This window comes from Amycolatopsis dendrobii (genome assembly GCF_014145675.1).
In the GTDB taxonomy this organism is placed as follows: Bacteria; Actinomycetota; Actinomycetes; order Mycobacteriales; family Pseudonocardiaceae; genus Amycolatopsis; species Amycolatopsis dendrobii.
Genome location: NZ_JACGZW010000001.1, coordinates 580,859 through 607,363 on the forward strand (window position 1 = coordinate 580,859; position 26,505 = coordinate 607,363).

The following is a 26,505-nucleotide window of genomic DNA, read 5'->3' on the forward strand; positions in this document are numbered from 1 at the left end:
GCGCGCCGAACCGGCCGCGCCCGGAGCCCGCGCGGGGCCAGCCGACTGCACCCGGTAATCTTCTGGATCGAAATGGCCACTACTATCGACGACGCGCAGCCGAACGCCGGCAGTCTCGACCGGCAGTTCCTGACGCCTTCGCGCTTCCCTTACCGGACCATCGCCATGGGCACGGTCGGGAGCGCCCTCCTCATGCTCGCCGCGCTCGGCGCGGGCGGCATCCTCATCCGCGACCCCGTCCTCGGCCACGGCCCGCTCTCGTGGGTCCGCTACGGCCACGGCCGGGCGCTCGCCAACGCGCTGCTCTACAGCGGCTTCGGCCTCGTCGTGTGGGCGTGGGTCCGGCTCGGCCGCTACGCGCTCGCCGGGCGCATCGGCAGCAAGCCGATCCTCATCGCCGCGCTGTGCTGGATGGCGCCGCTGATCGTGTCGCCGCCGCTGTTCACCCGCGACGTCTTCTCCTACCTCGGCCAGGGCGCGCAACTGCTCTACGGGCTCGACCCGTACGCCAACGGCCCCGCCGAACTGCCCGTGCTGCCGAACGTCGTGCAGAACGTGCACCCGCTGTGGCAGACCACGCCCGCTCCGTACGGGCCGCTGTTCCTGCTGATCTCCAAGGGCATCGTCGCGATCACCCAGGACCACATGATCGCCGGCGTCATTTTGACGCGGCTCGTCCTGCTCGTCGGGCTCGGCATGACGCTGTGGGCGCTGCCGCGGCTCGTCAAGCACCTCGGCGGGAAGCTCCCGGTCGCGCTGTGGGTCGCGGTCGCCAGCCCGATGATGGTCATCCACCTCTTCGGCGGCCCGCACAACGACCTGATGATGCTCGGCTTCCTCACCATCGGCATGCTCGCCGCCCTCGAACGCAAGCACGTCGTCGCGGTCGTGCTCGTCACCATCGGCATGCTGATCAAGCCGACCGCCGCCGTCGCGCTCCCGTTCATGGTGTGGATGTGGGCCGCGGACATGAAGGGCCCGTCGAAGACGAAGAACTTCTTCAAGGCCGGGGCCGCGTCGGTCGGGCTGTTCCTGCCGGTGTTCGTCGTCGGCACCTGGGTCTCGCTCGGCTCGCTCAACCTCGGCTGGTGGTCCGGCCTCAAGGCCCCGCAGCTCATCACGAACTGGCTGAACTTCCCCAGCGGCATCGGCGAGGCGGTCTACAACCTCGTCCACCTCATCGCCAACGTCCAGCCCTCGCCGTTCGTCACCGTCGCCCGCGCCATCGCGATGGTCGGCCTCGTCGTGTTCGGCGTCCGCCAGTGGTGGCTCGCCCGCGGCGGCGGCAAGGAAGCCGTCTACCGCGCCGCGATCACCCTGCTGGCCGTCGCGATCCTCATGCCGCCGACGCTGCCCTGGTATCTCACCTGGGGCTTCGTGCTGATCTCCGCGTTCCCGTGGGAACGGCGGAACCTGTCGGCGATCGTGGCGATCTCGGTGTTCGTGACCCTCGTGTACTACCCGACGGGGGAGCAGGCGCTCTACGACTGGTGGTTCATCGCGATCGTCGTCGTGGTCAGCCTCTACGCCGCCGCGTCCCTGCTGCGCCCCGACCCGCTCGGGCTCGTCGCCGCGTGGCGGAAGAAGCCGAAGGACGAGGAGTTCCTCCCGAAGCAGTCGTGAGTGTTGGCGCCGGTTCTCACCGGCGCCAACACTCACGAGCCCCTACCTGCGGTCCGCGCGGTAGTTCCGGAACAGCAGGTACGTGTCGAGAATGTCCGCCGGATCGCTCTCCACCGACCGATAGATCCCCCACTTCGGCCGCACGTAGTCGCCCTGATCCGGCAGCTTCACCCCGGTCTTGGCACCCTGCGCGGCGATCGGCGCACCCGCACCGGCGCCGCTGCGGATCACGCACGCCGCCGCGCCCGCATCGCCCGGAGTGAGCGTCCACTCGACGCTGATCCACTTCTCCCGCAACGGAGCCAGCTTCGCCGCCGCGATCGACGGGGAACCCGGATTCGCGTAGGCGCGAGCGGAAATCATCTCCACGCCGCCGTCCCGGACCAGATCGAGCGTCACCCACGGACCGTCGTTCGTCGCCGGGGTCTTCGTCTGGAAGATGTGCGTGAACCGGCTCGTCCCGTGCAGGCTCGCCGGAACGAACATCTCGTAGGACAGCTTCCACGTCTCGCCGTTGTGCATCTTCAGCGCGGAACCGTTCTGCACCATGCCCTTCGTCTCGGTCCGCTGCCGATCACCGCCGCCCGTGGTGTCGCGGTCGTCGCGCCAGATGTTGAACCGGTAGTGATTCCCCTCCACCACCACGTACTTGCGGCCTGGGTGCAGACCGCCGCGATCCGCTTCGACGCCCTCGAACGCCTCCAGCCCGTCCTTCACCGGATCGGGATGCCACAACGGGCTCGCGGCGGTCGCGCGACGCGCCAGCGGACCGGTCAAGAACGGGACGGCGAGAGCTGATCCGGCGATCGTGCGCAGCGCCGTACGGCGCGGGAAACCAGGGGAATCCGGCATCACGGGAGTGGCCTTTCCGAACAGGAACGAAAGGGGCACATCGGCCGGCGGCGTCGTACATCCGATGTCTAGCAGGTCAAAGGTAAGAGTCTTGCCGAACGGGGTCAAGCGTAGGCGCGGACGACCGTCCCCGTGCCGTCCGTTTCGACACAGTCCAGGTAGTGCCGCACCAATTCGTCCATCGGAATCGGCCGCATCCCCGGGAACTGCCCGCCGAACTCGTCCGCCGAATCGCCGACCATCGTCGGGCTGACCGCGTTGACCCGCATCCCGCGCGGCAGCTCGATCGCCGCCGAGAGCACGAAACTGTGCAGCGCCCCGCTGATCACCCCGCCGCCGGTGACGTGCGGCCACGCCTCGTCGGCGAAAATCCCGGACGTCAGGGTGAACGACGCGCCGTCCGCCGCGTGGTGCTGCCCCTGCAGGACCAGCTCGACCTGCCCGTAGAACTTCGCGCGCATGTTCTCGTGCAGCTCCGCCGACGTCAGCTTCGCGAACTCGTCCAGCGCACCGTGCGCGGCGATGCTCACGACCGCGTCCACGGCTCCGACCTCGCGGTACATCGCCGCGATCGTCTCCGGCTCGGCCAGATCGACCCGCACCTCGCCCGACGCCCGCGCGGCCACGACGACCTCGTGCCCGCGCGACCGCAGCTCCGGCACCAGTCGTTTCCCGATCGTCCCGGCGCCGCCGACCACAAGAATTCTCACTGCACCCTCTCCTTCGCCACGGGTTCCGCAAAACCTCGGGCCAGCAACGCGAGCGCGTCGGCGTCCGGAGTGTCCGGCAGGGCGTAGAACAGGCCGAGCTGCTGATCGTCGTCCGGCAGCGTGACCGTCTCGTTCGCGAGCGTCAGACGTCCGACCACTGGATGGTCGAGTTCGCGCACGTAATACGAACAGGTCCGGACCGGCCGCTTCGCCCACCTGCGCGCGAACTCCGGGCTCTCCACGGCCAGCCGCCCGACAAGCTGTTCCAGCACCGGATCGTCCCGATGCCGCGCGACCGCCTGATGCAACGCCGCGACGGTGACCGACGCCTTGTCCGCCCAATCCCGGTACAGCGCGCGATGATGCGGGTCGAGGAACAGCATCCGCGCGATGTTCGGGCGGATCCGCTCGTCCGGCGCCTCGAACGCGACATGCCCGGCCAGCAGCGCGTGCCCGAGCCGGTTCCACGCCAGGACATCGGCCCGGTGATCGACCACCACGGCGGGCATCGCGGGCATCGCCGCGAGCAAATCCCGCACCGCGGGCCTGAGCTTCGTCCGCCGGTGCCCCGGCCGAACCGCCCGCCGAGGCGCCGCCAGCGCCCGCAGATGCTCGTGCTCGGCCGGGTCCATCCGCAACGCCGCGGCCAGCGCGTCGATCACCGCGTCCGAGGCACTGCTGCTGGCCCCTTGTTCGAGCCGCGTGTAGTAGCTGACGCTGACCCCGGCCAGCTCGGCCAGTTCCTCCCGGCGCAGCCCGGGAACCGCGCGCCGGGTCCCGCCGGGCGCGATGCCCGCGGCCTCCGGCGTCAACCGCTCGCGACGGCTGCGCAGGAAACCGCCGAGTTCGTTGCTTCCGTTGCTCACCAGACCATCCTGGCGAACCGCCGGATCCGCCGCCTGCCCCAGACCGGGATACCCCGCGGCGTCAGAACATCTTGCTCAGCACGTCGTGCCAGGCGGTGACGGTCTGCGCGAGCTGCGCGCCGGTCTTGGCGGCCTCGGTCACCGCGCTCAGCGCCAGCTTCGCCCGGCCGCGCTTCTGCTTCTCGCCGGGTTCCGCGGCGGCCTCGGCGATGTCCTTGACGTGGTAGAGAAGTTCCTCGCGCTCGTCGTCCGGCAGCTCCGGATCCTCGCGCACCGCGGCCGACAGCGCCTCGATCGCCTCGGCGAGCCGGTCGTCCCGGCCGGCGACCGGGGCGAGCACGGTCGTGATGTCCCGGACCGTGCTGTTGAGGACGAAGTTGCTGTGCGTCACGTCGCCGCCGATTTCGATGCGGTGGCCGGACTGCGGCGCGGAATCCCGTTTGTAGTCGGCCATGTTGCCGAGCACCTCCGTCAGGTAGTCGAGAGCGATGGTGACGTAAGCCAGATAAACGCGGGCGAAGCTCCCGGCGCTGAGCTGGTCGGTGTTCCACCGCGCGACCCGCTGGAACCCTTCGGCGCCCTTGGCCAGCCGGCGGCGGATCTCCTCGGTCACGAACCCGTCCAGCACCCCGCCGTCCAACCGCCAGCCGGCGCGGAACTTCGCGGGCCACGCCCCGGTGAGCGCCCTCTCCCGCAGCTTGGCGGCGTTCGCGAGGAACTCCCGGAGGTCCTGCTCCATCGCCTCGCCCGACACGTGCTCCTTGAACCGGGCCTCCTTGGGCCGGTGCATGAGCGGAAGCAGCTTGGGCCGGGGGAGCGCGGCCAGCCCGTCCGCGACCGCGACGAGCGCGGCGTGCAGGTCGCCGAGCAGGGTTTCCCATTCGCCGGGCGGGAGGACCGCGATCCCCGCGCCGTCGTCGGCCCGCCCGTAGCGGGTGTGCACGCTGTCCCGGAAGCGCTGGGCCAGCTCGCCGGTGAGCGCGGCCAGCAGCCGCTCGGCTCCGGGATGGACGTCCGACACCAGATTCCGGCGGGCGGCGGCCCACGCGAGCATGTCCTTGACCTGGCTGGCGGCCTCGCGGGTCAGGCGGGTGCCGGTGCGCTCGGGACCCCACCAGACGTTGAAGCGGCCCCAGTCCTCCTCTTCCTGGAAGTACCGCCCCGGTTCGCACAGCCGCTCGGCCGGCGGGCTCAGCACCTTCGCGTGGGCGCGGGCTTCCTCGGAGACGCGGACCGGGATCGCCGCGATCACCTCGCGGATCGTCCGCCGGGCGCGGTCGGCCCCGGACACGGCTTCGCGCACCGTGCCGTCCAGCGACAGCTTCAACGGCCCCGGATGCCGGGCCGCCGGCAGCTTCGCCTCCCGGGTCGCCCGCTGCCATTCGGCCGCCCGCGAGGACCGCTCGCCAAGGGTTTTGTCCTTGGCGGACTTGGCGTTCGCCGCGACCGTCGTCTTGTTCTTCTCGTACGCCTTCGACGCCAGCCAGAGCCCGCCGCCGATCAACGCGATCCAGACGACGACGTTGAACCCGCCGGTCACCGCGTGGTCGACATCGCTGTCGGCAGCCGCGGCGATCAGCACCACGACGATCACGGCCGCGATCGCACACCCCAAAACGCCCCCCGCCCGGCCCGCACCGGGAGTGCGACCGCCGTCACAGCATGATGCCACGGCCGCCCGGCGCGGGACGATGGCAGCGGAACCCCGAGGGGAGAAGCCGGTGCAGGACCACGAACTCGACGCCTTGCTCGCCACGTCCCGGATCATCCGCACCTTCAACAGCTACTACCGCGCCGTCGACGAGCAGCAGTTCGACGCCGCGCGATTCCGCCGCGTCTTCGCGCCGGACGGGAAGATCGTGCGCCCCAACGGCGCGGAGATCTCCGGACCGGCCGACATCGCCGACAGCCACGCCCGCAGCTTCGCCCGCTTCGAGGCGAGCCAGCACCTGCTCACCGGCCACGACGTCGACCTCGACGGCGCCGCCGCCGAGGTGCGGGCGAACCTCGTCGCGATCCACCTGTGGAAAGACCGTCCGGTCACCGTGCGGATGGAAGACCGCGCGTTCACCGCGGGCGGCGTGGTCACCGCCGGCCTGAGCCAGACCGGGGACGGCTGGCGCATCGCCGAAGTCCGGACCCGGATCCTGTGGCGGACCGGGTACTTCGGCGATCTGGCGCCGACCCGCTGAGTTCAGCGCTTCGCCGCGCGGTAGCGGTTGATCAGCGCGGTGAGGGTCGCGTAGTCCGCGCCGCCGTTGAGCGCGGCGACCAGGTCGTCCGGGCAGCGCTGGTAATGATCGCCCCACCAGCGGCGCGCACGGTTGTCCCAGATCCGGTACCCGTCGGGCACGCCGCGGGCCACGTAACGCCGCTTCGCCACTGTCAGTCCTTGTCGAACGCCGCGGCGAAGGTCGGGGCCAGCTGCCTCAGCTTCGCCCGCAGCGGCGGCGCTTCCGCGCTGGTGCTGCCGATCCGGACCGCGAGCAGCCGGTCGCCGCGGGCGAGCACCACGACGCAGCTGGACAACCTGGGCTCCCGGAACCGGCGGCAGAACCCGAGCTGCCGGTCGGCGAGACCGGGTACGGAGAACCGGGTGGTCGAGGAGGCGTTCTCGCCGCAGCCCAGCGCCTTGTCGAGGACGGCGACCATCTGCTCGCCGGAATAGCCCTGGTAGACGGCTGCCAGTTGCCAGACGTCCAGTTCTCCGGCGCTGGCAGAAGCCTGCGTGTTGTTCCGCAGAGCGGATTCCCACGGCATCTCGCCCTTGCACGGCGCCACGACGTGCAGGGGCGTGATCCACTTGAGGGCGAAGGAAGACGGCGCCTGTTTCTGCTTGGCGCCCGCGGCCCTCAACTGGTTCTCGTCAGGCAGGTATCTGGTGAGGTCGTCCGCGGGGGACGACGCGGGGGAAGGGGCGCTCGCGCAGCCCCCGGCAAGCAGGACAAGCCCCAGCAGCGTGGTTCTCTTCCGCACGGCTCGTCAATCCTGGTCGAACGCGGCGGTGAAGGTCGGGGCCAGCCGCTTCAGTTCGGCTTGCTGGTCCTCGGCGGTCGCGAGCCAGCCTGCGGCGGTGAGCGCGAGCACGCGGTTGCCGTGTGCGAACACGAGGACGCACCCGGCCACTCGCGCGTTGAACTGACCGCAGAAACCGAGGTGCGGGTCGTCGACCCCGGGGAACGAAAACCGCGACTTCACCGCCAGCCGCCGTCCTTCGACCACCGCGTTCCCGCAGTCCAGCGCGGTACGGAGACCGGAAACGACCTGTTCGCCGGAGAACCCCCGGTACTCGGCGAGCAGTTCGCCGATCTGCATCTGATCGGTCACGGACACCGCCTGCGCCCCGTTCTGCGCGGCGGAATCCCACGGCTGGTCCGCGCCACACGCCCGCACGACACGCAGCGAAGCGCCGGGGGAGACGGGCGTCCGGCGCCGCTGGATGCGGACCCGGGCCGCGGACAATTGCTCATCGCTCGGCAGATACTTCGTGAGGTCTTTCGCGACCGGAGCAGCCGAAGCCGAAGCGGACACCGGCACAGAACCGACTGCCGAACTGGACGGCGGGTCCGCGCTCGGCGCCGGAGCCGCTACCGGAGTTTCCGCCGCGCATCCCGCGAGCAGCAGGACAAGACCGGTCACCGCGAGCGCAATACGCATGATCCTCCCCATTACGGGAGAAAGATCGCCGGACTCCGGTCCAGTGTTACGAACCCGCCCAGCCCCGCCAGGCCCGCACCTCGGTGACGACCACCGAGTGCTCCGGAGGCCGCTCCGCGTACTGCGGGTACTTCACTGCCAGCCACTCGACATACGAATCCCGCGAAGCGTCGGCGATCACCCGTGCCACCCCGTCCGCGCGGGCCCACCACAACCGCGACCAGTCCTCGTCGTACTCGTCGACCAGGAACGACACCGCCGGGTTCTCCGCGATATTCGCCAGCCGCCGCAACGAAGTCGTGGTCTTCGGCTTGTGGTCGACCGCGAACACGACCGTGTCGCCGCGCACCGCGAACGTCACCGGCACCAGATGCGGGACCCCGCGACCGTCCACTGTGGCCAGCCGAGCCACCCGCGCCGCCGCGAACCGGGCCCGGGTTTCCACAGTGGACAGTCGCATGCGGGCTCAGTCCAGCGCGGGGGAGTCGAGGGTCAGCGTGCCCAGTTCGGTGTCGAGCGAGGCGGAAACCCCGAGCGGCAGCGTCGGCGACCCGGCCACGTGCCCGAAGCCGAACCCGCTCAGCACCGGGACCCCGAGCGGCGACAACCGTTCCGCCAGCAGTTCGCGGACTTCGGCCGGGTCGCCGCACGCGGCCCACGAACCCAGCACCACCCCGCGCACGCCCTCGAACCAGCCGGAGCGCAGCAATTGGGTCACCATCCGGTCGATCCGGTACGGGCTCTCGGTCACGTCCTCCAGCAGCACGATCCCGCCGCGCGCCGAACCTTGTTCAGCCGTGCCGACGCCCGAGGCGAGCAGCGACAGGTTCCCGCCCACCAGCACGCCCAGCGCGCGGCCGGGCACCACCACGTCCGGCTCCCGCGCCCGCAGCACCCGGGCGTGGTCCGGTTCGAACAACGTCCGCCGCAGGTGTTCCGCCGCGGGTTCGTCGAACAGCACGCTCGCGGGCATCGGCGAAAGCAGCGTCGCGAGGTCCAGATGCGTGTGCACGGCCCGGTGCAGGGCAGTGACATCGCTCGACCCGGCCAGCACCTTCGGACCGGCGGCCCGCAACGCCGCCCAGTCCACCAGATCGATCATCCGCTGCGTCCCGTAGCCGCCGCGCGCCGCCAGCACGCACCGGACCTCCGGGTCCAGCCACGCCTCAGTGAACTCCGCCGCCCGCGCCTTGTCCGGCGCCGACAGGTAGGACTGCCCCGCGGCCCGCACTCCCGTGCCGACCCGCACCTTCACGCCCCAGTCGCCCAGCACCGGCAACGCGGCGTCGAGCAGGTCCTGCGGAACCGGCCCGGACGGCGCGACGAGCGCGACCGTGTCCCCGGCGGAAAGTCTGGCGGGCCTCATCGGGAGAGCTCTAGCCGCGGCACGTCCGGCGTCTCGAAGCCGAACACCTGGCCGTAGAAGGAAAGTTCGGCCTCCAGCGCGGCGACGATCGTCTCCGCCTTCCGGAACCCGTGCTGCTCGCCCTCGAACCTCAGGTACGCGTGCGGGATCCCGCTGCCGTCGATTTCGGAGACGAACCGGTCCGCCTGCTCCGGCGGGCAGATCTCGTCTTCCAGGCCCTGGAGGAACAGCACCGGCCCGGCCAGCGAACCCACGTGCGTCATCGGCGAGCGCTCCCGGTACCGCTCAGCCGCCTCCGGATACGGGCCGACCATGCTGACCAGGTACTGCGACTCGAAGTCGTGCGTCTCGCCGCCCTCGCCGGTCCAGCCCGCGAAATCGAGGATGGGGAACTTCACCGTCGCCGCCGCGTAGGTGCGGGTCATCGTGATCGACGCGGCCGAGGTGAACCCGCCCGCGCTGCCGCCCCGGATGCCCAGCCGGGCCCGGTCGGCGATCCCTTCCGCGACAAGCGCTTCGGCGACCGCAGCGCAGTCGCGCACGTCCACCACGCCCCACTGCTCCCGCAGCCGCTCCCGGAACGCCCGCCCGTAGCCGGTGGACCCGCCGTAGTTCACCGCGACGACGCCGATGCCGCGGCTGGTGAAGTACGCGAAGTCCAGGTCGAGCGAGTCGTCGCTGTGCCCGGTCGGCCCGCCGTGCACGTGGACCACGTACGGCGGCAGTTCGCCCTCCGGCGCGGCGAAGTCCGGGTTCGTCGGAGGGAACACGTACGCCGGGATCTCCGCGCCGTCGGGCCCGGTGAACACGCGCTCGTGCGGCACCGGCAGGTACTCCGCGGGCGGCAGCGAGGCCGGCTGCGGCGTCAACGCGCGCCACTTCCTGGTGTCCGGGTCCAGCACCACGACCGCGCTCTCGTGCCGGGGCCCGCCCGCGATCCCGGCGATCCCGTCCGGCGTCACGGCCAGCCCGCTCGACGACCACACGGTCAGCTCGGTGTCGACGCGCGCGACCGATCCGTCGCTCTCGTCGAGAATCGCCAGCTTGCCGGAATCGAGCACCGCGTGCTTCCCGCCGCCCAGCGGGGCGAACCAGCTGGTGCCGAGCTTCCACATCGGCCCGCCCAGTTCGCGTTCCGCTGGCGCCAGGTTCGCGACCGCGCCGTCGAGCCCGACCCGGTGCAGGTTCCACCAGCCGTCCGGGTCGGCGAGCACGAGCAGCTGGTCCGCGGACTCCCACGCCACCTGGCACACCGCGACCTTCGGCCCGCCCGCCAGCACGCGCGCGTCCCCGAACGACCCGTCGGCCGCCACCGGCGCGACGAAAAGCTCCGTCCCGTCCCACGGCATCGCGGGGTGGTCCCACGCGATCCACGCGGCGTGCGCGCCGTCCGGCGACAGCTGCGGCGCGGTGAAGAACCGGTGCCCCTCCACGAGCACCCGTTCGGCGGAGCCGTTCAGCGGGATTGCGACCAGTTCGCGGGAGATGTCCGTGCGCCGCGGCCCGGTGCTGCGCTCGCGGACCGCCCACACCTCGCCCTCCCGGCCGGGCCGGAGGTCGCCGTACCGGACCCCCTGCGGCGTGGCCGGTTCCGGGGTGAGCGGGGTGACTTCGCCGCCTGTGCCGGTCTTCAGCGCGTACACGCGCTGATCGGCCCAGTGCGTGAACACCACGACGCCGCCGACCGCGAGCCACGGCCGTCCGCCGTACTCGTGGACCCGGTTCCGGACGTTCCACGGCGCGGGCAGCACGTCCTCGACACCGCCGCCGGGAAGAGCGCGCACGAGGGCGACGCGGCCGCCTTCGGCAGGCCGCGCCTCCGCCCACCAGAGCGCGCCGTCGACCGCGGCGAGCCATTGCGCGCCGCCGCCGGCAGCCGCGGCGTCGGCCGCTGTCACGGGAGAGGTCCAGGTTCCATGAGGAGAGATGCGAGGCACCCGGAAAGCGTAACGAGGATCCGCTGCGTGTCCGGATCCGCACGCACCGCGCAGGAATCGCGCGGGAACTCCCCTCAACCCGGGGCGGCGGATGCCGATCATGCGTCCGTGGCCTAGGGTCGAAGACGCTATGTCACGCGTAATCCACGTCTTCCGCAAGCCCGACCGGTTCGTGGCCGGCACGGTCGGCGAGCCCGGCGACCGCACCTTCTACCTCCAGGCGACGGAGGACGTGCGGACGATCAGCGTCACGATCGAAAAACAGCAGGTCGTCGTCCTCGCGGAGCGGCTCGGCTCGCTCCTCGAGGAAGTCGCCAGCCGGTTCGGGGCCGACGTGCCCAGCCACGCCCCCGACGACGAGGTCGACGTGGACCCGCTCACGGTGCCCGTCGAGGAGGAGTTCCGGGTCGGCACGATGGGGCTCGGCTGGGACGCCGACTCCGGCGCGGTCGTCGTGGAACTGCTCGCGATCACCGAGGGCGAAATCGACGAGACCGTCGTGCTCGACGACACCGAGGAAGGCCCGGACGCGGTCCGCGTGTTCCTCACCCCGGTCGCCGCCCGCGCCTTCGCCGAGCGCGCCGACCGCGTCGTGAACGCAGGCCGCAAGCCGTGCCCGCTGTGCGGCGAACCGCTCGACCCGGCCGGGCACATCTGCCCGCGGCAGAACGGGTACCGGCGCGACGTCGACGTGACCGAGGACTGAGGGCGGCCGTGGCGACCACCGCGCCAGGGCCAGCCGACCCCGCCGCCCGCGATTTCGTCTCCCGCGGCCGCATCGACGTCGAGGGCAGGCTCGTCGACGCCTCCAACGTGACGCTCTTCTGCGCGATCGAACTCGACGGCGTCACCGGCCGCGTCGTGTACAAGCCGGTGTCGGGGGAGCGGCCGCTGTGGGACTTCCCGGACGGCACCCTCGCCGGCCGCGAGGTCGCGACCGCGATGATCTCCGACGCCTGCGGCCTCGGCGCGATCCCGCCGACCGTGCTGCGCGACGGCCCGTTCGGGCCCGGCATGGTGCAGCTGTGGGTCGAGACCGACGAGGACAGCGAAGTGGTCGACGTCTGCGCGCCCGACGAGGTCCCCGAGGGCTGGCGCACCGTGCTGCACGCGCACGACCGGCTCGGCGAACCGGCGGTGCTCGTCCACGCCGACCACCCGGACCTGCGCGAACTCGCGGTCCTCGACATCGTCGTCAACAACACCGACCGCAAGGGCGGGCACCTGCTGGCCGGCACCGACGGCCGCGTCTACGGCGTGGACCACGGCATCTGCCTGCACACCGACCCCAAGCTGCGCACCGTGCTGTGGGGCTGGATCGGCGAGAACCTGCCCGAAGACGCCGTCGAGAAACTGCGGAAACTCCGCGCCGACCTCGACGGCCGCCTCGGCGCGGAACTCGGCGAACACCTGACCGCCTTCGAGATCCGGGCGCTTTCGCAGCGCACCGACTACCTGCTCGCCGAGGCGGTGTTCCCCGAGCCCGGCGACGACTGGCGCGCGATCCCCTGGCCGTTGTTCTGATGGCGGGCCCGATGGACAACGCTGTGCTGGACGCCGCCGCCCGCGCCCGCCTCGTCAACCGCTTCGGCCCCGCCGCCGAAGCGTGGTGCGACGCGCTGCCCGCACTGGTCGAACGGCTCTGCCGCCAATGGGGCCTCACCGTGTCCGAAGCCCGGCCCGGCAACACCGGCCGCACCCTGCTCTGCCGCGACGGCGAGGGCACGCTGAAGGTGCTCAAACTCTGCCCGGACCGCGCGATCGCGACCGCGGAAGCCACCGCACTCGGCTCGTGGGCCGGGCTGTCGAGGGTCGTGCAGATCCTCGACGCCGACCTCGACCACGGCGCGGTGCTGCTCGAAGGACTCGAACCCGGAGACACGTTCACCGAACGAGGCGCCGATGTCCCGTGGGACCAGATCGGAGAACTGCTCGCCGACGTCCACGGGGTCCCGGTCGCCGGGCCGTTCCCGACCCAGCTCGAACGCGTCCGGTTCATGTTCGGCCTCGCCGAGCAACGCCTCGCCGGATCCCCGGCCGAAGCGCACCTGCCGCTGGAAGCACTGCGCACCGGACTCGCCCGCTCCGAGAAACTCGCCGCCAGCGGCCCGATCGCGCTCGTGCACGGCGACCTGCATCCCGGCAACGTCCTGGACGCCGGACCCGCGCGCGGCGCGGTCGCGATCGACCCGCGCCCGTGCGTCGGCGACCCGGCCTTCGACGCCGTCGACTGGGCGGTGCTGCCGATGGCCGACGGCGCCGCGGTCGAGGACGGGATCGCCAAACTCCCGCACCTCGACGGCGACCGGGTCCGTGCGTGGTGCGTCGCGCTCGCCCCGCTGGTCGCGATGGGCCCGCTCCGCCGCGGCGGACCGACACCCTTCACCGACGCGGTGCTGCGGATGGCTGGCTGACCCGGCCCGGGACCAATGCCAGGAACCCGCACCACGGGCAAGGCGAACGTGCGTGAGGGGAACCCTCACGCACTCAGATTCCCCAGGGTTCCTACCTCGCCCGCAGCCTCGCCTCAGGTCGAGCCCGCTAGCCCCGAGCGACCTCAGCGGTGTGCGCGGGGGTGTAGCGCTCGCCCCGCACCTGATCGCTCAGCGGCTCCAGCGCGGCCAGCGCCTCGGCGTCCAGGGCGAGCTCCAGCGCGGCCGCGTTCTGCTCCAGCCGGGCCGGGCTGCGGGTGCCCGGAATCGCGGCCACCGCCACCCCGAGCCGCTCGGCCTGCGCGTACACCCAAGCCAGCGCCACCTGGGCCGGGGTGGCGCCCAGCCGGTCGGCCACCTCGCGCACGGTGCGCGCGATCTTCTCGTTGGCGTCGCCCGCCTCTCCGGCGAAGCGGGGATTGGTGCGCCGGAAGTCTTTCTCGCCCAGCGCGGAACGGTCCAGCGCGCCGGTCAGGAACCCCCGCCCCAGCGGCGAGTACGGCACCAGCCCGACCCCCAGCTCCGCCATCGCCGGAGCGACCGCCTCGACGTCGCGGGTCCACAGCGAGTACTCGCTCTGCACCGCGGCGATCGGATGCACCGCGTGCGCACGGCGCAGCAGCTCGCCGTCCACCTCGGACAGGCCCAGATGCCGGACCTTGCCGGCCTGGACGAGTTCGGCCATCGCGCCGACGGTCTCCTCGATCTCCACGTCCTGAGGCGGTCGGTGGGCGTAGTACAGGTCGATCGTGTCGACGCCCAGCCGCAGCAGCGAGGCGTCGCAGGACCGAAGCACGAAGTCCCGGGCACCGCGGATGCGCCGCGCCCGGTCGCCGGCACTGCGGTCGATGCCGAACTTCGTCGCCAGCTGCACCTGATCCCGGCGCCCGTGGACGGCCCGGCCCACCAGCACCTCGTTGTGCCCGGCGCCGTAGGCGTCGGCGGTGTCCAGGAACGTGACGCCCAGCTCCAGGGCCCGGCCGATGGTGGCCAGACCGCCGTCCCAGTCGGCGGAGCCGTAGCTCTCGCTCATCCCCATGCACCCCAGCCCCATCGCGCTGACAGCGAGACCGGGCGAGCCGAGCGTGGTTCGGGTGATCATGCGCGGATACTCCTCCTGCCCGGCCGACCGGGCGGTGCCTCGAAGACTGACCGACGCCGCCGACGCTAGGAGCTGGAGCGCGCTCCACGTCAAGCCGGCGGACCGGCTCCTTCCGGCGTGGCGGCGGGACGCGCCCTCGCCGCGCCGATAACGTGCCCGACCGTGCGCTATCACGACGTGCTGTCCGGGCCCCGCAAGCGGAAGATCCCCGAGGTCCCCGCCGAACCAGGTCTCGTGGTCGAAGACCCGGCCAGCGGCTACTGCGGCGCGGTGGTGAAGATCGAGGGCGAGCTCGTCGTCCTCGAGGACGCCAAGGGCCGCCACCGGGTCTTCCCGCTCGCGCCCGCCGGCTTCCTGCTCGAAGGCAAACCGGTCACGCTCGTGCCGGTGAAGAAGACCGCCGCCCCCGTGCGGCAGGTCTCGGCGTCCGGTTCGGTCCGCGTGCAGGGGCTGCAAGCGAGGGTCGCGCGCGACTCCCGGATCTGGGTCGAGGGCAAGCACGACGCCGAACTGGTCGAACGCGTCTGGGGACACGACCTGCGCGTCGAGGGCGTCGTGGTGGAACCGCTCGACGGCGTCGACGTCCTCGCCGACCGGATCGCCGAATTCGGCACCGGACCCGGCCGCAGGCTGGGCGTCCTCGTCGACCACCTCGTGGCGGGCAGCAAGGAATCCCGGCTGGTCGGGCAGATCCGCGACGAGCAGGTGCTGGTCACCGGGCACCCGTACATCGACGTCTGGCAGGCGGTGAAACCCGCGTCGGTCGGCATCCGCGCCTGGCCGGAGATCCCGCGCGGCGTCGAGTGGAAGACCGGCATCTGCGACGCGCTCGGCTGGGGCGAACCGTACGAGGGATGGCAGCGCGTGCTCGCCGGGGTGCGCAGCTTCCGCGATCTCGAAACGCCGCTGATCGGGGCGGTCGAACGGCTCATCGACTTCGTGACCGAACCGGGTGACGACACTCCGTAGTGTCCGGTATGCCGGAAAAATGCAAGGTCACGCGTCGGTCACGTCGAGTAGTTTGCCCGGTGCGAAACGAGGCGATCTGAGAGCATGAGGGCATGGCAGCGGCTCTGATCTGGCTGATCATCGGCATCGTCCTGATGATCGCGGAGGTGATCTCCGGGGACTTCGTGCTGATCATGCTCGGCGTCGGCGCGTTGCTCGGGGCCGGTTCGGAAGCGCTCACCGGCAACATCTACATCGACGTCGCCGTGTTCGCGGTCAGCTCGGTCGGGCTGCTCGCGCTCGTCCGCCCGGCGCTCAAACGCCGCTTCCTGTCCGGATCGGGCGTCCCCACCGGCATCGACGCGCTGGTCGGAGCCCGGGCCGTCGTGGTGTCCACTGTGGACTACGATGCCGGCCAGGTGAAAATCGGCGGCGAGGTGTGGTCGGCGCGCGCCGTGCACGAATCCCAGCCGCCGATCGCCCCGGGCACCAGCGTCACGGTCGTCGAGATCTCCGGCGCCACGGCCGTGGTGGACATCGTCTCGTGAGGCGCCGTCCGAGGAAAACCGGTACTAGGTAAGGGGAAACGCTCTTGTCGACAATAGCGATCGTCGTGGTCGCACTGCTGGCTCTGTTCGTCATCATCACAGTGGTCAAGGCGATCATGGTGGTGCCACAGGCCCAGTCGGCGGTGATCGAGCGGCTCGGCCGGTTCCGCACGGTCGCTTCGCCCGGCCTGACCTTCCTCGTCCCGTTCCTGGACAAGGTGCGCGCGCGGATCGACCTGCGCGAGCAGGTCGTCTCGTTCCCGCCGCAGCCGGTGATCACCGAGGACAACCTGACGGTGAACATCGACACCGTCGTGTACTTCCAGGTCACCGACTCGCGCGCCGCGGTCTACGAGATCTCGAACTACATCATCGGCGTCGAGCAGCTCACCACCACCACGCTCCGCAACGTGGTCGGCGGCATGAGCCTGGAGGAGACGCTGACCTCCCGCGACGCGATCAACAGCCAGTTGCGCGGCGTGCTCGACGAGGCCACCGGCCGCTGGGGCATCCGCGTCGCCCGCGTCGAGCTGAAGGCGATCGAGCCGCCGCCCTCCATCCAGGACTCGATGGAGAAGCAGATGCGCGCCGACCGGGAAAAGCGCGCGATGATCCTCACCGCCGAAGGCCAGCGGGAATCGTCGATCAAGACGGCGGAAGGCCAGAAGCAGAGCCAGATCCTCGCCGCGGAAGGCCAGAAGCAGGCCGCGATCCTCGCCGCCGAGGCGGAACGGCAGTCGCGGATCCTGCGCGCGCAGGGTGAACGAGCCGCCCGCTACCTCCAGGCACAGGGCCAGGCGAAGGCGATCGAGAAGGTGTTCGCGGCGATCAAGGCAGGCCGTCCGACGCCGGAGGTCCTCGCCTACCAGTACCTGCAGACGCTGCCGCAGATGGCGCAGGGCGACGCCAACAAGGTCTGGATGATTCCCAGCGACTACGGCAAGGCCCTCGAAGGGTTCGCCCGCGCGCTGGGGGCTCCCGGCGACGACGGCGTGTTCCGCTACGAGCCGCCGCAGGACGACAGCCCGGCCAAGCCGGATCTCGAAGACGACGAGGTCGCCAGCTGGTTCGACACCAGCAGCGACCCGAAGGTCGCCGAAGCGGTCGCCGCCGCGGAGGCCGTGGCACGCAAGGAAGTCGAGGGGCCGCTGGGAGCTTCCTCCGGCGAGTCCCGGCGGGCGATCGGCGGGGCCACGGCGAAGCCGGAGGCTTCCGAGCCGGTGCGGGAGGAAGAGCCGCCCGCACCGCCGGAGCGTCCGCAGCCCAGCGCGCCGCCGCCCGCTCAGCAGCAGCAGTCGTTGCCGCAGCCGCAGCCGCCGGCCGGGCCCCCGCCGGGCGGGCCCTACCAGGGACCGCCGCCGCAGCAGTTCGGCGGACCGCAGGGCCCCGGGCCGGGAAGCGGGCCGTTCCCGCAGCAAGGACCGTTCGGCGGACCGCAGGGCGGGCCTCCGCCGCAGCGCTGATCGCGTGACGCGAAGGGGCTGCCACTCCGATTTCGGAGTGGCAGCCCCTTTTTTCGTGCCCGTCGCCTGGCGAAGACGTTCGGCCGGCAAGAATTCCGCACCCGGTTGTCGAATCCGGCGCCGCGCGTTCGACGCACTGGTGAGCGCGGCTCGCAGGAAGCCAGGCGCACGCGACGGAGGCACTGAAATGCGGACATTGCACCTCGGGCTGCGGGTGACCGATCTCGATCGGTCGCTGACGTTCTACACGGCGATCGGTTACGAGACCGTCGGCACGGTGCCCGAGACGCCGATCGGGCAGCTGACCATGCTCAAGCTCCCCGGCGACGAATTCGTCTCCGTCGAACTCGTGCACGACGGCAACCCGGTCGAACGGGGCGGCGACGTGAGCCACCTCGTCGTGCAGGTCGAGTCGATGGCCGACACGCTCGCCGTGCTCGCCGCCCACCGGATCGAGCCGGTCGCTCCGGTTCAGGACCACGACCAGGGCATGAAGACGACGTTCCTCGCCGACCCGGACGGTCGCCGGATCGAACTCGTCCAGTGGCCCGCCGGGCACGCCGACGGCATGACCGCCGTCGACTTCTCGCACAAGGAGATCGAGAAGTGAGCAGGACGCCAGTGCGGCTGTACATGTCCGTGTCGGTCGACGGGTACATCGCCGGGCCGGACGACCGGCCCGGCCAGGAACTCGGCCGCGGCGGATTCCGGCTGTTCGACTGGCTCGACGACCGGGCGGCGGAGGGGGTCAACGGGCAGGTGTATGCCGAGGCCTCGGCGACGGGCGCGGTGATCTCCGGACGCCGCACCTTCGAGCTGGCCAAACGGTGGCACGGCGACCATCACGACGGCGTCCCGATCCATGTGCTCACCCACCACGTCGACCCGGGCGACGTGCCGCCGGGCCGCGCGAAGTTCTACACCGACGTCAACGCGTACGCCGACGAGGCCCGGGACAAAGCAGGAGAGCGGGCTGTGCTGGTCCACGGCGCGGGCGCGGCACAGGCGCTGCTGTCAGCGGACCAGCTCGACGAGATCGAACTGCACCTCATTCCGGTGCTGCTGGGCGCGGGACGGCGGCTGTTCGAACCGGCCGGCATCGGCCGCGTCGAACTCGAGCCCGTGCGGCGGCTCGAAGGCCGCGGCGTCACCCATCTCCGTTACCGCGTAGTCCGGAATGCCCGGTGAGCCCCGGACTACGCGGTAACGGTCAGCGGGCGTACACGCCGACGTCGTCGATGTCGGCCTTCGAACGGTCAGGCAGCGCGATCACGCACGCCACGGTCACCACGACCGACGCGACGATGTAAATCGAGATCGAGTACGGCGTGCCGGTGGCGTGCAGCAACCAGGTCGCCAGCAACGGCGCGGGACCGCCCGCGAACACCGACGCCAGCTGATAACCCAATCCCGCGCCGCCGTAACGCAAATGCGTCGGAAAACTCTCGCCGATCAACGCCGCCTGCGGGCCGTACTGCATCGAGTGCGCCACCAGGGACACGATGATGGCGAGGAAGATCATCGCGTGCCCGCTGTGGGTCAGGACGGTGAAGTAGGGGAACGCGATGATCCCGGTCAGCACCGCGCCGGTCAGGTACACCTGTTTGCGGCCGATCCGGTCGGAGAACTGGGAGAACAGCGGGATCAGCACCAATTCGGCGGCCGCGCCGACCAGGACCGCGTTGAGCACGAACGTTTTGCTGAATTCCGGTCGCTGCACGACATAGACCAGCACATAGCTGGTGAACAGGTAGAACGGCATCTGCTCGCTGAAGCGCAAGCCGGCCGACAGCAGGATTTCCCGCCAGTGATGCCGGACCACGTCCTTCACCGGGGCTTTCGAGGTGCGCTTGGCCGCGACCGCGGCGGCGAACATGGGCGTTTCCAGGATGCGCAGCCGGATGACCAGGCCGATCGCCACCAGGACCAGGCTCAGCAGGAACGGGATCCGCCAGCCCCACGAGGAAAACGCGTCCGGGGAAAGGGTCGCCGACAGCAGGGTCATTCCGCCGGTGCCCAGCACGAGCCCGACCGGGACGCCGACTTGCGCGAAACTCGCCAGCAGCCCGCGCCGCCGCTGGTCGCCCCATTCCATCGCCAGCAGCACCGAACCGCTCCACTCGCCGCCGATCGCGATGCCTTGCACCAGGCGCAGCAGGACGAGGATCAGCGGCGCGGCGACTCCGATGGTCGCCGCACCGGGAAGCAGGCCGACGATCGCCGAGGACAGGCCCATCAGCAGGAGGGTCACGATGAGCGTCGCCTTGCGGCCGAGCCGGTCGCCCCAATGGCCGAAGATCGCCGCGCCGACCGGGCGCGCCGCGAAACCGACCGCGTAGGTCGCGAACGACTGCATGACCCCGGCGTAGGACGAGGACGCCGGGAAGAACAGATGGGGAAAGACCAACGCCGCGGCGGTGTTGTAGAGAAAGAAGTCGTACCACTCGATGGTGGTTCCGATCGAACCCGCCAGGGCCGCCCGGCGTACCTGCACCCGGCGGTCGCCGGTCGAAGCGTGGACTGACTGGGTGACCTCGTTGTCGCCTAGAGTCATGGTCGTGCACCTCTCGTGACGGTCGTCACACTACAGTGTGAACGACAGGCAGAGGTTTGACGATTCCTGACGCCTGCTCCGGACGGGTTGTTTCCGACTGCCCGGCCCACCGGACGGAGCAGGATCGGGCGCCGCGCGGCCAGGACGCGCGACTACCATCACAGCCGTGACGGAGGACAAACCGCTGCGCGCCGACGCGCGGCGAAACCGCGCGAAGGTGCTCGAAGCCGCCGAGACGGTCTTCGCGGCCAAGGGCACCGGCGCGCCGACCGAGGAGGTCGCGCGCGAGGCCGGCGTCGGCATCGGCACGGTGTTCCGGCACTTCCCCACAAAAGAAGCGCTGCTGGAAGCCGTGCTCTACGCGCGGCTGCACCGGTTCGTCGACGAGGCGGACGCGGTCGTCGCGCAGAACGCCGAGGACGCCGGAGCCGCGTTCTTCACCTTCCTCACCAGCTGGATCGAGATGTCCAGCGCCAAAAACGCCTACTTCGAAGCGCTCACCTCGGCCGGAGTGTGCGTCCCCAGCACCGGTTCGGTGATCGGGGAGCGGCTGCGCGAATCCCTCGGCGTGCTCCTGCGCCGCGCCCAGGACAGCGGTGCGGTGCGACGCGACGTCACCACCACCGAGCTGATCCCGGTGATCATCGGCACCGCGAAAGCGGCCGAGCACGTCGGGTCCGATCGCGAGCTGCGGGACCGCACGATCGCCATCCTGTTCGACGGCCTCCGCACCTGAGCCGCCGGCCGCGGGCGCCGTGAGGAGGGCGGGGGAGCCGGGCCTAAACTGAGCTGATGACCAACCGCTTAGTCTGTATTGGCGATTCGTTCACCGAAGGCGTCGGGGACGACGACCCGTCCGCGCGCAACGGGGTGCGCGGATGGGCCGACCGGGTCGCCGAGGTGCTGGCCGCCGGGGAGCCGGGGTTCCGCTACGCCAATCTGGCGGTGCGCGGGAAGCTTCTGCCGCAGGTGCTGAACGAACAGGTCGAACCGGCGCTGGCGATGAAGCCGGACCTCGTCACGGTTTACGCGGGCGGCAACGACTTGATGCGGCCGCGGGTAGACATCGACAGCCTCGCCGACTCCTACGAACGCGCCGTGGCCCGGTTCCGCGCGGCCGGTGCGCAGGTGCTGCTGTTCACCGGCGTCGACGGCGTCGAGGACGCGCTGTTCCGGCAGATCCGCGGCCGGGTCGCGATCTACAACGAGCACGTGCGCGGCATCGCGGCGCGGCACGAGACACTGCTGGTGGACATGTGGTCGATGCGTCAGCTGCGCGACCGTCGCATGTGGTCCCCGGACCGGCTGCACCTGAATGCCGCCGGCCACACCGAAATCGCCATCGCAGTCCTCGACGCGCTGGGCGTGCAGCACGGTCTCGCGCACGCCGCACTGGGACCGCGCCCCCGGCTGTCCACCCGGGAACAGCGCGCGGCGAACCTCCGCTGGGGCCGGGAACACGCGCTGCCGTGGATCGGCCGACGCCTGCGCGGCGAATCCTCCGGCGACACCATCGCCCCGAAATACCCGGAACTGCGGTCGTTCGAGGAGACCGTCTAACCCGCGAGCTGCCGCGCGCGATGGTCGGCGACGTTGACCCGCGTGCCGCAGCGAGTGGAACAGAACCGGCGGCGTCCGTTGCGCGACGTGTCCACGAACGCGACGCCGCACCCCTCGCGCGCACACACGCCGAGACGGTGCGGCTCCTCGCACACCAGATGCGCGAGCCCGCCCGCCGTGTAGGCGTAGAACCGCTCGACCACGCCCGCGCCCTCGCCGGAGTAGTGCAGATGCGGCGTTTTCCCGTCGTGACTGGCGATATTCGGCCGGCACGCGGCGACGGCGAGCAGCTCGTTGAGGAGGTCGATCCGCTCGGCCGTCGTCTCGGCGACGAACACCTGTTGCAGCCGCCGCCCCCACGCGAGAATCCGCCCCGCCTCGTCCGCGGTGATCCGCGGCAGCACCATGTCGCGCGCCTGCCCCGCGGCCCGCACCTCGGCGGCCGTGACGTCGTCGCGCTGGGCCAAGGTCGCCAGGTCGGCGGCTACTTGCGCGCCCGCGCCGCCGTAAGGATTGAAGTGCACTCGACCATTACAGCACACGTCTTCTTGCTCCGGAAATGCCCGTCCGGAAAATAAGATTGACGCAGCGTTTCGCCGTAGGTGAAGATGATTCCACCACAGCGGATGAAGGAGCGGTCATGACGAACATGCGGATGCGGGAGATGCGAGGCCACTATCCGGCCGCACTCCGTGCTGTCCGGTGTTCGCCGCTTCAGCAGCGCCAAACCGGCCGAAAAGGCGGTCGCCCGGGCGGTATCCGCTCCCTGACCTGACGCAGCAGCCGCTGCGCACCGGGAGCCGCCCGTCGGGAAACCGATCCGGGCGGCTTCTTTTGTGGAGCCGCTGAACGCAATCAATTCCCGTCGCCTTTTCGCGAAGGCATTTCCCTGCTGCCCGTTTATCGGCGGCGGTTCTTTGACAACTGCACAGCGGAGCAAGACATTTCCGAGACTCGTCCCCGTCGCCTCACCCGCGGCCAGGACGAGCGCCGGGTCCGGCAGTCACGCGCCGCCGGACCCGCACGGTGAAGACGGGGCGGTGGCGGCCCCACCCGGCTGTAACCCGGGTGCCCTTGCGGGCAATGAGGGTTCGACTCCCTCCTTCACCACTGCGCCCAGCCCAGGGCGCGTCCCGCGGCCGTGGTGAACTCGGCGGACACGTCGGTCTTCCAAGCCGAAGCAGAGGGTTCGATGCCCTCCGGCCGCTCGCGGCGCCGCCATGGCGTTGGCCGCACGCCCCCGTAGCTCAGCTGGACAGAGCGCCGCACTACGAATGCGGAGGTCCCAGGTTCGAATCCTGGCAGGGGTACGGGCCCGGCGCGGAGGGGGCGCCGGCGCCTTCCTGCGGCTCCGGCCGCACCCGGATGCGAGGGGCACCGGCGACCCCGCCTGGTTCGGGACCAGGAGACACCGCGTTCGACCCGCGGGCATCCGACCTCGTCAGCCCTCGTTCCCGGTTGGTGTAGCCGGCAGCATCGCGGACTTTGGATCCGCGGGCCCAGGTTCGAATCCTGGACCGGGAGCCGATGCCCGTTCGTCCAACTGGCAGGACGCCGCGCTCTGGACGCGGAAACCGAGGTTCGAACCCTCGACGGGCAGCACCCCGCCTCCCCTCGGGCCGTTAGCTCAATCGCGCAGAGCAGCCGGCTTTTACCCGGCGGGTTCAGGGTTCGAATCCCTGGCGGCCCACTTCCGCCCCCGTGGTCACCGGAGGTGTTGGTGACCTGGGGATTTGTGCTGTTCGGACGATCTTCCGCAGACACTGCACTGTCCATTGCGAGGGCAGCGGGGCATGTAGCGAGTTCGTTCATCTGTGCGGGCGCTTTCGGGTCCGCGAGGGCGGTGCTGTACGGGAAGGAGTTCCGCGCGTCGACGGAGTGTGTCTGGGTCGATGGGACCGACCCCATGGTGCGCCCTCGGGGCTTCAACACGGGCAGGCTGCGGATGCGGCGATGTCATGGGTGCAGATGGCCCGTCGCGGCGTCCAGGTTGAGGTCCCATGGGCGTGCGGCACCGTCCAGCCCCGCGCTGAGCAGGCGGCCGTCCGGGAGGTAGGACATGGCGCGGATCAATGACGTATGGCCGGTGAGGGTTGCTTCCACTCGGGGGTGCTGCCTGTCGGACAGGTCGATGGCACGGATCGTCGCGCTCTGGTCGGTTACCGCGAGAGTTCGAGTGTCAGAGGTGAAAAGGGCGTTCTGAAAGGAACTCGGGGGCAGCGGAGGCGGGGGAAGCTCGCGAGGCTTGGCGAGATTGCTGGTGTCCCACAAGCGCAGCTTCTCGTCTCCTCGTGTGTCGGTAGTGGCGGTGATGCCGTGGGTCGAGCTCAGGACCACGTTGCCGACCCCGGTCCACGTAGCAATTTTCCGCGCAGTCGAGTGCTTGCTGCTGTACTGCCAGACTTGGATCGATTCCGTCGGCCATTCGTCCTGATAGGCAAACGCTGTGTGACCGTCAGAGCTGAAGCTGAGCGAATTGGTCGTGGGCAGCTCGGCGAGCGTGCGCACGCCGCTGTTGCGGTCGATCGCCAGCAAGTGCGAGGCTTGGCCGAAGCCCCACACGGCCACGACTGTCCCCGAAGGGTCGACGCTGGCCGAACTAGCGTCGGTAATGGTCGCCTTCAGCGCTGGGGCTGTTGGGTCGCTGAGGTCGAACAGGTCAACCACGCTGTGCGGTCGGGACAAGGTGAGCCAACGGCCGTCAGCGCTGAGACTGATGGCAGCGCGCTCGCCGAGGGAACCGGTGATGGTCGCCAGCTTGCGGTAGTGGGGCAGGTCCCACAGTTGCACCACGTTGGCGTCCGCGAGGGCGATAAGGCGGCCGTCGCTGGTGAGAGCGACAGCCTGTACCGCCTCGATGTTGCCGGAGAAATCGATCCGGTTCGGCATGGCATCAGCACTGAGCACCAGGTCCCGCGCCTCGTCGGTAGGCGCAACCTGGTAAGCAGCCAACCCCAGCCGTGCAGCCTCGGAGGCATCTGTCGGCAGGAAGCCCCGCCCTTGCGAGACCATCCGTTGCGACAACGCCAGTGCCGCTTGCTGTGCCGCCTGCTGCTGTTCGGACACGCCGTAGGCGATAGCGGCCGCCACAAATAGGAACAGGACCGAGAGAAGCGTGACTACTCGGCGGTGACGGCGTGCTCGCTGTCGTTCAAGTTGTGACTGCTGCTCCCTGAGCGCTGTTGCTGCGTGCAGAAAGGCACTCTCGACGGTGTTCAGAGCGGGGGCCTTCTCCGCGCGCCAGGTCAGCGCACTATCAAGTCTCGCGCCGCGGTAGAGGATGCCCGGATCGCGATCGAGGCTCTCCCATTCCTCGGCAGCGCGGGTCAGTCGCCGATGGACCCGCAGACCCTCACGATCTTCGGCGACCCAATCCCTGAGCCGAGGCCAGTGCCGGATGAGCGCTTCGTGGGCGAGTTCGACAGTGGCGACGTCCAGCGTGATGAGCCGGGCCGCAGCCAACCGCTCGAGCACAGCGTTCACGCCGGGAGCGTCGGTGTCCAGTTCGTCGCGCTTCAATCGTCGGCTGGTGTCGTCGGCGTACCCCCCAGGGTCGATCAGCCGCAGGAACAGGTTACGCGCGATCAGTTGCTGACCCGCGTCGAGCGAGGTGTATTCGGATTCCGCGGTGTTGGCCAGCGCGCCCCGGATGCCGCCGGTGGCGTGGTAGCCCGACAAGGTCAGCGTGGTGCCGCGGCGGCGGTGCCACGTTTCTCGCAGCGCGTGGGAGAGCAAGGGAAGCACAGCGGGCTTGTCGTGGGCTTCGGCGACCAGTTCGTTCACCAACGCGCCTTCGACGCTGAGCCGGGCCATGGCGGCGGGTCTGACGATGACGTCACGCAGTTCGGGGGCGGTCATGGGGCCTAGCAACAGGTGTGTTTCGGAGATCGCCTCAGCCAGCGCCGGGTGTTCAGCGCACCGGGGGTAGAAGTCGGCACGGACGCCGATGACGACTTCGGCTGCATCGGACGCGGCGAGCAGCGCGTCAAGGAATGCGGCACGTTCGGCGGGGGCCGCGCACAGGGTGAACAGTTCCTCGAATTGGTCGACCACCACGATCGGGGTCCGGTCGTGCGCGGCTTGCCGGAGCAGCAACTTCAGATTGCCCGGTGCCGACTTCAACTCGTCCAGGACCTGGCTCGCCGGGGACCCGAGAATTCGGGCGAGATGAAGAGCGCATTCTTCGAAAGCGCACGGCCCCGGAGTGAAAAACAGGATTGTGGAATCCGCTCGGCGGGCCGCGAATCCAGCCCGCAACAACGACGATTTTCCCGCTCCCGACGGCCCGAATACCGCGAGGAACCGGTGCTGAGTGAGTTTGACATCCAGATCGTCGAGTACCCGTGTCCTGCCGAAGAACCGACATGCGTCCTCTGCCCGGAAGGCGCCCAACCCGACATACGGTCCGTCTTCCGTCGTTTCTTGTGCTCCGGACCCCGCTACGTCGGCGGCCAGTTCCGCAGCGAGGCCGTGCCAGGCACTCTCCCATTCGGTGACGTCACCGCCGCATGCTCGGACGTAGGCGAGTGTCACCGTGAGTGTCGGCAGTCTCCGCCCGCCCGCAGCGTCGGACAACGTGCCCGCAGCGTAGTGTGCGCGCCGCGCCAGCTCTCGGTATGTCGGGCTGCCGGCCTTCTCCCTCAGTTTCCGTAGACCTTGCGCGAACTGCGACAACGCGTCGCCATCAGGATCCAAAGGCCGCTCTCGTCTCGGCATGCGTCATCCCCTCCCGGCCGCTGCCCATTGTTCGGGTGTCGGTGTTCGGAGTCCAGGGGCCGACACAGAACAAACTCATCGGGCTAGACATGACTCCGGTTGCACCGCCCAGCGTGAGCAGCGGGTATCCACCGCCCGGCCGTACGGGGAGACGGACGGGTCCGAGTCGGT

General features: G+C 70.3%; 26 protein-coding genes and 5 tRNA genes. 17 read left to right on the forward strand and 14 right to left on the reverse strand.

Going from position 1 to position 26,505, the window contains the following annotated elements; translation table 11 throughout:
- The first annotated feature begins 72 nt into the window (after positions 1-72).
- Entirely contained in the window at positions 73-1,623 is a 1,551-nt protein-coding gene (gene mptB / locus H4281_RS02560) for a polyprenol phosphomannose-dependent alpha 1,6 mannosyltransferase MptB (RefSeq protein WP_182889228.1), read from the forward strand.
- Positions 1,624-1,665: 42 nt separating this feature from the next.
- Here the strand turns inward: mptB and H4281_RS02565 are convergent, their stop codons facing one another.
- The 4 genes from H4281_RS02565 to H4281_RS02580 all read right to left on the reverse strand — a co-directional run bounded on the left by H4281_RS02565 (position 1,666) and on the right by H4281_RS02580 (position 5,645).
- Positions 1,666-2,475 (reverse strand): hypothetical protein, encoded by an 810-nt coding sequence (locus H4281_RS02565; protein WP_182889229.1) that lies wholly within the window; start codon positions 2,473-2,475, stop codon positions 1,666-1,668.
- Between the two features lie 104 nt (positions 2,476-2,579).
- Positions 2,580-3,185 (reverse strand): short chain dehydrogenase, encoded by a 606-nt coding sequence (locus tag H4281_RS02570; RefSeq protein WP_182889230.1) that lies wholly within the window; start codon positions 3,183-3,185, stop codon positions 2,580-2,582.
- Positions 3,182-4,051 (reverse strand): helix-turn-helix domain-containing protein, encoded by an 870-nt coding sequence (locus H4281_RS02575; RefSeq protein ID WP_182889231.1) that lies wholly within the window; start codon positions 4,049-4,051, stop codon positions 3,182-3,184. Before H4281_RS02575 ends, H4281_RS02570 begins: the two co-directional genes overlap by 4 nt.
- Positions 4,052-4,112: 61 nt before the next feature.
- Positions 4,113-5,645, reverse strand: a complete 1,533-nt coding sequence (locus tag H4281_RS02580) for a hypothetical protein (RefSeq protein WP_182889232.1) — start codon at positions 5,643-5,645, stop codon at positions 4,113-4,115.
- A gap of 127 nt (positions 5,646-5,772) precedes the next feature.
- Here H4281_RS02580 and H4281_RS02585 point away from each other — a divergent pair, with 127 nt between their 5' ends.
- On the forward strand, positions 5,773-6,243 hold the full coding sequence (locus H4281_RS02585) for a nuclear transport factor 2 family protein (RefSeq protein WP_182889233.1): 471 nt from the start codon (positions 5,773-5,775) through the stop codon (positions 6,241-6,243).
- Positions 6,244-6,245: 2 nt separating this feature from the next.
- Here H4281_RS02585 and H4281_RS02590 read toward each other — a convergent pair whose 3' ends face one another.
- Genes H4281_RS02590 through H4281_RS02615 form a run of 6 tightly spaced genes read right to left on the reverse strand, consistent with a single transcriptional unit; the run spans position 6,246 to position 11,011 of the window.
- On the reverse strand, positions 6,246-6,434 hold the full coding sequence (locus H4281_RS02590; protein ID WP_182889234.1) for a hypothetical protein: 189 nt from the start codon (positions 6,432-6,434) through the stop codon (positions 6,246-6,248).
- Positions 6,435-6,436: 2 nt separating this feature from the next.
- A complete protein-coding gene (locus H4281_RS02595) occupies positions 6,437-7,027 on the reverse strand; it encodes a hypothetical protein (protein WP_182889235.1) in 591 nt (196 codons plus the stop codon).
- A 6-nt stretch (positions 7,028-7,033) separates the two neighbouring features.
- Positions 7,034-7,708 carry a hypothetical protein gene (locus tag H4281_RS02600; RefSeq protein ID WP_182889236.1) on the reverse strand — a complete coding sequence of 225 codons (675 nt, stop codon included), beginning with the start codon at positions 7,706-7,708 and terminating at the stop codon, positions 7,034-7,036.
- Positions 7,709-7,754: 46 nt separating this feature from the next.
- A complete protein-coding gene (locus H4281_RS02605) occupies positions 7,755-8,168 on the reverse strand; it encodes a TIGR03668 family PPOX class F420-dependent oxidoreductase (protein WP_182889237.1) in 414 nt (137 codons plus the stop codon).
- Positions 8,169-8,174: 6 nt separating this feature from the next.
- Positions 8,175-9,074: a S66 peptidase family protein gene (locus tag H4281_RS02610; RefSeq protein ID WP_182889238.1), complete on the reverse strand. Its 900-nt coding sequence runs from the start codon at positions 9,072-9,074 to the stop codon at positions 8,175-8,177.
- Positions 9,071-11,011 carry a S9 family peptidase gene (locus tag H4281_RS02615; RefSeq protein ID WP_182889239.1) on the reverse strand — a complete coding sequence of 647 codons (1,941 nt, stop codon included), beginning with the start codon at positions 11,009-11,011 and terminating at the stop codon, positions 9,071-9,073. Before H4281_RS02615 ends, H4281_RS02610 begins: the two co-directional genes overlap by 4 nt.
- Before the next feature lie 130 nt (positions 11,012-11,141).
- Between H4281_RS02615 and H4281_RS02620 the strand changes: the two genes are divergently transcribed.
- Genes H4281_RS02620 through H4281_RS02630 form a run of 3 tightly spaced genes read left to right on the forward strand, consistent with a single transcriptional unit; the run spans position 11,142 to position 13,425 of the window.
- On the forward strand, positions 11,142-11,717 hold the full coding sequence (locus H4281_RS02620) for an Rv2134c family protein (RefSeq protein WP_009078616.1): 576 nt from the start codon (positions 11,142-11,144) through the stop codon (positions 11,715-11,717).
- Positions 11,718-11,725: 8 nt separating this feature from the next.
- Positions 11,726-12,535, forward strand: a complete 810-nt coding sequence (locus H4281_RS02625) for an Rv2133c family protein (protein WP_182889240.1) — start codon at positions 11,726-11,728, stop codon at positions 12,533-12,535.
- Positions 12,536-12,546: 11 nt separating this feature from the next.
- Complete coding sequence (locus tag H4281_RS02630) at positions 12,547-13,425, forward strand: phosphotransferase (protein ID WP_182889241.1); 879 nt, start codon at positions 12,547-12,549, stop codon at positions 13,423-13,425.
- A gap of 127 nt (positions 13,426-13,552) precedes the next feature.
- Here H4281_RS02630 and H4281_RS02635 read toward each other — a convergent pair whose 3' ends face one another.
- Positions 13,553-14,545 carry an aldo/keto reductase gene (locus tag H4281_RS02635; RefSeq protein WP_182889242.1) on the reverse strand — a complete coding sequence of 331 codons (993 nt, stop codon included), beginning with the start codon at positions 14,543-14,545 and terminating at the stop codon, positions 13,553-13,555.
- A 162-nt stretch (positions 14,546-14,707) separates the two neighbouring features.
- Here H4281_RS02635 and H4281_RS02640 point away from each other — a divergent pair, with 162 nt between their 5' ends.
- From H4281_RS02640 to H4281_RS02660, 5 genes are all read left to right on the forward strand, one after another.
- The gene (locus H4281_RS02640) at positions 14,708-15,514 is read left to right on the forward strand and encodes a DUF3097 domain-containing protein (protein WP_182889243.1); all 807 of its coding nucleotides are present in this window, start codon (positions 14,708-14,710) and stop codon (positions 15,512-15,514) included.
- Between the two features lie 92 nt (positions 15,515-15,606).
- Complete coding sequence (locus H4281_RS02645; protein WP_182889244.1) at positions 15,607-16,041, forward strand: NfeD family protein; 435 nt, start codon at positions 15,607-15,609, stop codon at positions 16,039-16,041.
- A gap of 116 nt (positions 16,042-16,157) precedes the next feature.
- Positions 16,158-17,504: an SPFH domain-containing protein gene (locus H4281_RS02650; protein WP_246411364.1), complete on the forward strand. Its 1,347-nt coding sequence runs from the start codon at positions 16,158-16,160 to the stop codon at positions 17,502-17,504.
- A gap of 187 nt (positions 17,505-17,691) precedes the next feature.
- Positions 17,692-18,114, forward strand: coding sequence for a VOC family protein (locus tag H4281_RS02655; protein ID WP_182889245.1), 423 nt, complete (start codon positions 17,692-17,694; stop codon positions 18,112-18,114).
- Positions 18,111-18,692 (forward strand): dihydrofolate reductase family protein, encoded by a 582-nt coding sequence (locus H4281_RS02660; RefSeq protein WP_312872039.1) that lies wholly within the window; start codon positions 18,111-18,113, stop codon positions 18,690-18,692. Before H4281_RS02655 ends, H4281_RS02660 begins: the two co-directional genes overlap by 4 nt.
- Positions 18,693-18,714: 22 nt before the next feature.
- Here H4281_RS02660 and H4281_RS02665 read toward each other — a convergent pair whose 3' ends face one another.
- Positions 18,715-20,058 carry an MFS transporter gene (locus H4281_RS02665; protein WP_182889246.1) on the reverse strand — a complete coding sequence of 448 codons (1,344 nt, stop codon included), beginning with the start codon at positions 20,056-20,058 and terminating at the stop codon, positions 18,715-18,717.
- 166 nt (positions 20,059-20,224) lie between these two features.
- Between H4281_RS02665 and H4281_RS02670 the strand changes: the two genes are divergently transcribed.
- On the forward strand, positions 20,225-20,794 hold the full coding sequence (locus tag H4281_RS02670) for a TetR/AcrR family transcriptional regulator (protein ID WP_182889247.1): 570 nt from the start codon (positions 20,225-20,227) through the stop codon (positions 20,792-20,794).
- 56 nt (positions 20,795-20,850) lie between these two features.
- Entirely contained in the window at positions 20,851-21,618 is a 768-nt protein-coding gene (locus tag H4281_RS02675; RefSeq protein WP_182889248.1) for an SGNH/GDSL hydrolase family protein, read from the forward strand.
- Here H4281_RS02675 and H4281_RS02680 read toward each other — a convergent pair.
- The gene (locus H4281_RS02680; protein ID WP_182889249.1) at positions 21,615-22,142 is read right to left on the reverse strand and encodes a CGNR zinc finger domain-containing protein; all 528 of its coding nucleotides are present in this window, start codon (positions 22,140-22,142) and stop codon (positions 21,615-21,617) included. The two genes, H4281_RS02675 and H4281_RS02680, sit on opposite strands and share 4 nt — an antisense overlap.
- A 611-nt stretch (positions 22,143-22,753) precedes the next feature.
- On the opposite strand from H4281_RS02680, the gene H4281_RS02685 reads away from it, so the two are divergent.
- The 5 genes from H4281_RS02685 to H4281_RS02705 all read left to right on the forward strand — a co-directional run bounded on the left by H4281_RS02685 (position 22,754) and on the right by H4281_RS02705 (position 23,308).
- A tRNA-Gly gene (locus H4281_RS02685) sits at positions 22,754-22,826 on the forward strand.
- Positions 22,827-22,854: 28 nt separating this feature from the next.
- Positions 22,855-22,928 (forward strand) — tRNA-Arg (locus H4281_RS02690).
- A 142-nt stretch (positions 22,929-23,070) separates the two neighbouring features.
- Positions 23,071-23,142 (forward strand) — tRNA-Gln (locus H4281_RS02695).
- Between the two features lie 4 nt (positions 23,143-23,146).
- Positions 23,147-23,218: transfer RNA gene (locus tag H4281_RS02700), tRNA-Gln, on the forward strand.
- 16 nt (positions 23,219-23,234) lie between these two features.
- A tRNA-Lys gene (locus tag H4281_RS02705) sits at positions 23,235-23,308 on the forward strand.
- Between the two features lie 266 nt (positions 23,309-23,574).
- Here the strand turns inward: H4281_RS02705 and H4281_RS02710 are convergent.
- The gene (locus H4281_RS02710; RefSeq protein ID WP_182889250.1) at positions 23,575-26,151 is read right to left on the reverse strand and encodes an nSTAND1 domain-containing NTPase; all 2,577 of its coding nucleotides are present in this window, start codon (positions 26,149-26,151) and stop codon (positions 23,575-23,577) included.
- Positions 26,152-26,505: the final 354 nt, after the last annotated feature.

Coding starts and splice junctions, on each gene's coding strand:
- mptB (WP_182889228.1), top strand. CDS start 73: ATGGCCACTACTATCGACGACGCGCAGCCGAACGCCGGCAGTCTCGAC.
- H4281_RS02565 (WP_182889229.1), bottom strand. CDS start 2,475: ATGCCGGATTCCCCTGGTTTCCCGCGCCGTACGGCGCTGCGCACGATC.
- H4281_RS02600 (WP_182889236.1), bottom strand. CDS start 7,708: ATGCGTATTGCGCTCGCGGTGACCGGTCTTGTCCTGCTGCTCGCGGGA.
- H4281_RS02605 (WP_182889237.1), bottom strand. CDS start 8,168: ATGCGACTGTCCACTGTGGAAACCCGGGCCCGGTTCGCGGCGGCGCGG.
- H4281_RS02610 (WP_182889238.1), bottom strand. CDS start 9,074: ATGAGGCCCGCCAGACTTTCCGCCGGGGACACGGTCGCGCTCGTCGCG.
- H4281_RS02620 (WP_009078616.1), top strand. CDS start 11,142: ATGTCACGCGTAATCCACGTCTTCCGCAAGCCCGACCGGTTCGTGGCC.
- H4281_RS02630 (WP_182889241.1), top strand. CDS start 12,547: ATGGACAACGCTGTGCTGGACGCCGCCGCCCGCGCCCGCCTCGTCAAC.
- H4281_RS02635 (WP_182889242.1), bottom strand. CDS start 14,545: ATGATCACCCGAACCACGCTCGGCTCGCCCGGTCTCGCTGTCAGCGCG.
- H4281_RS02645 (WP_182889244.1), top strand. CDS start 15,607: ATGGCAGCGGCTCTGATCTGGCTGATCATCGGCATCGTCCTGATGATC.
- H4281_RS02650 (WP_246411364.1), top strand. CDS start 16,158: ATGGTGGTGCCACAGGCCCAGTCGGCGGTGATCGAGCGGCTCGGCCGG.
- H4281_RS02655 (WP_182889245.1), top strand. CDS start 17,692: ATGCGGACATTGCACCTCGGGCTGCGGGTGACCGATCTCGATCGGTCG.
- H4281_RS02665 (WP_182889246.1), bottom strand. CDS start 20,058: ATGACTCTAGGCGACAACGAGGTCACCCAGTCAGTCCACGCTTCGACC.
- H4281_RS02675 (WP_182889248.1), top strand. CDS start 20,851: ATGACCAACCGCTTAGTCTGTATTGGCGATTCGTTCACCGAAGGCGTC.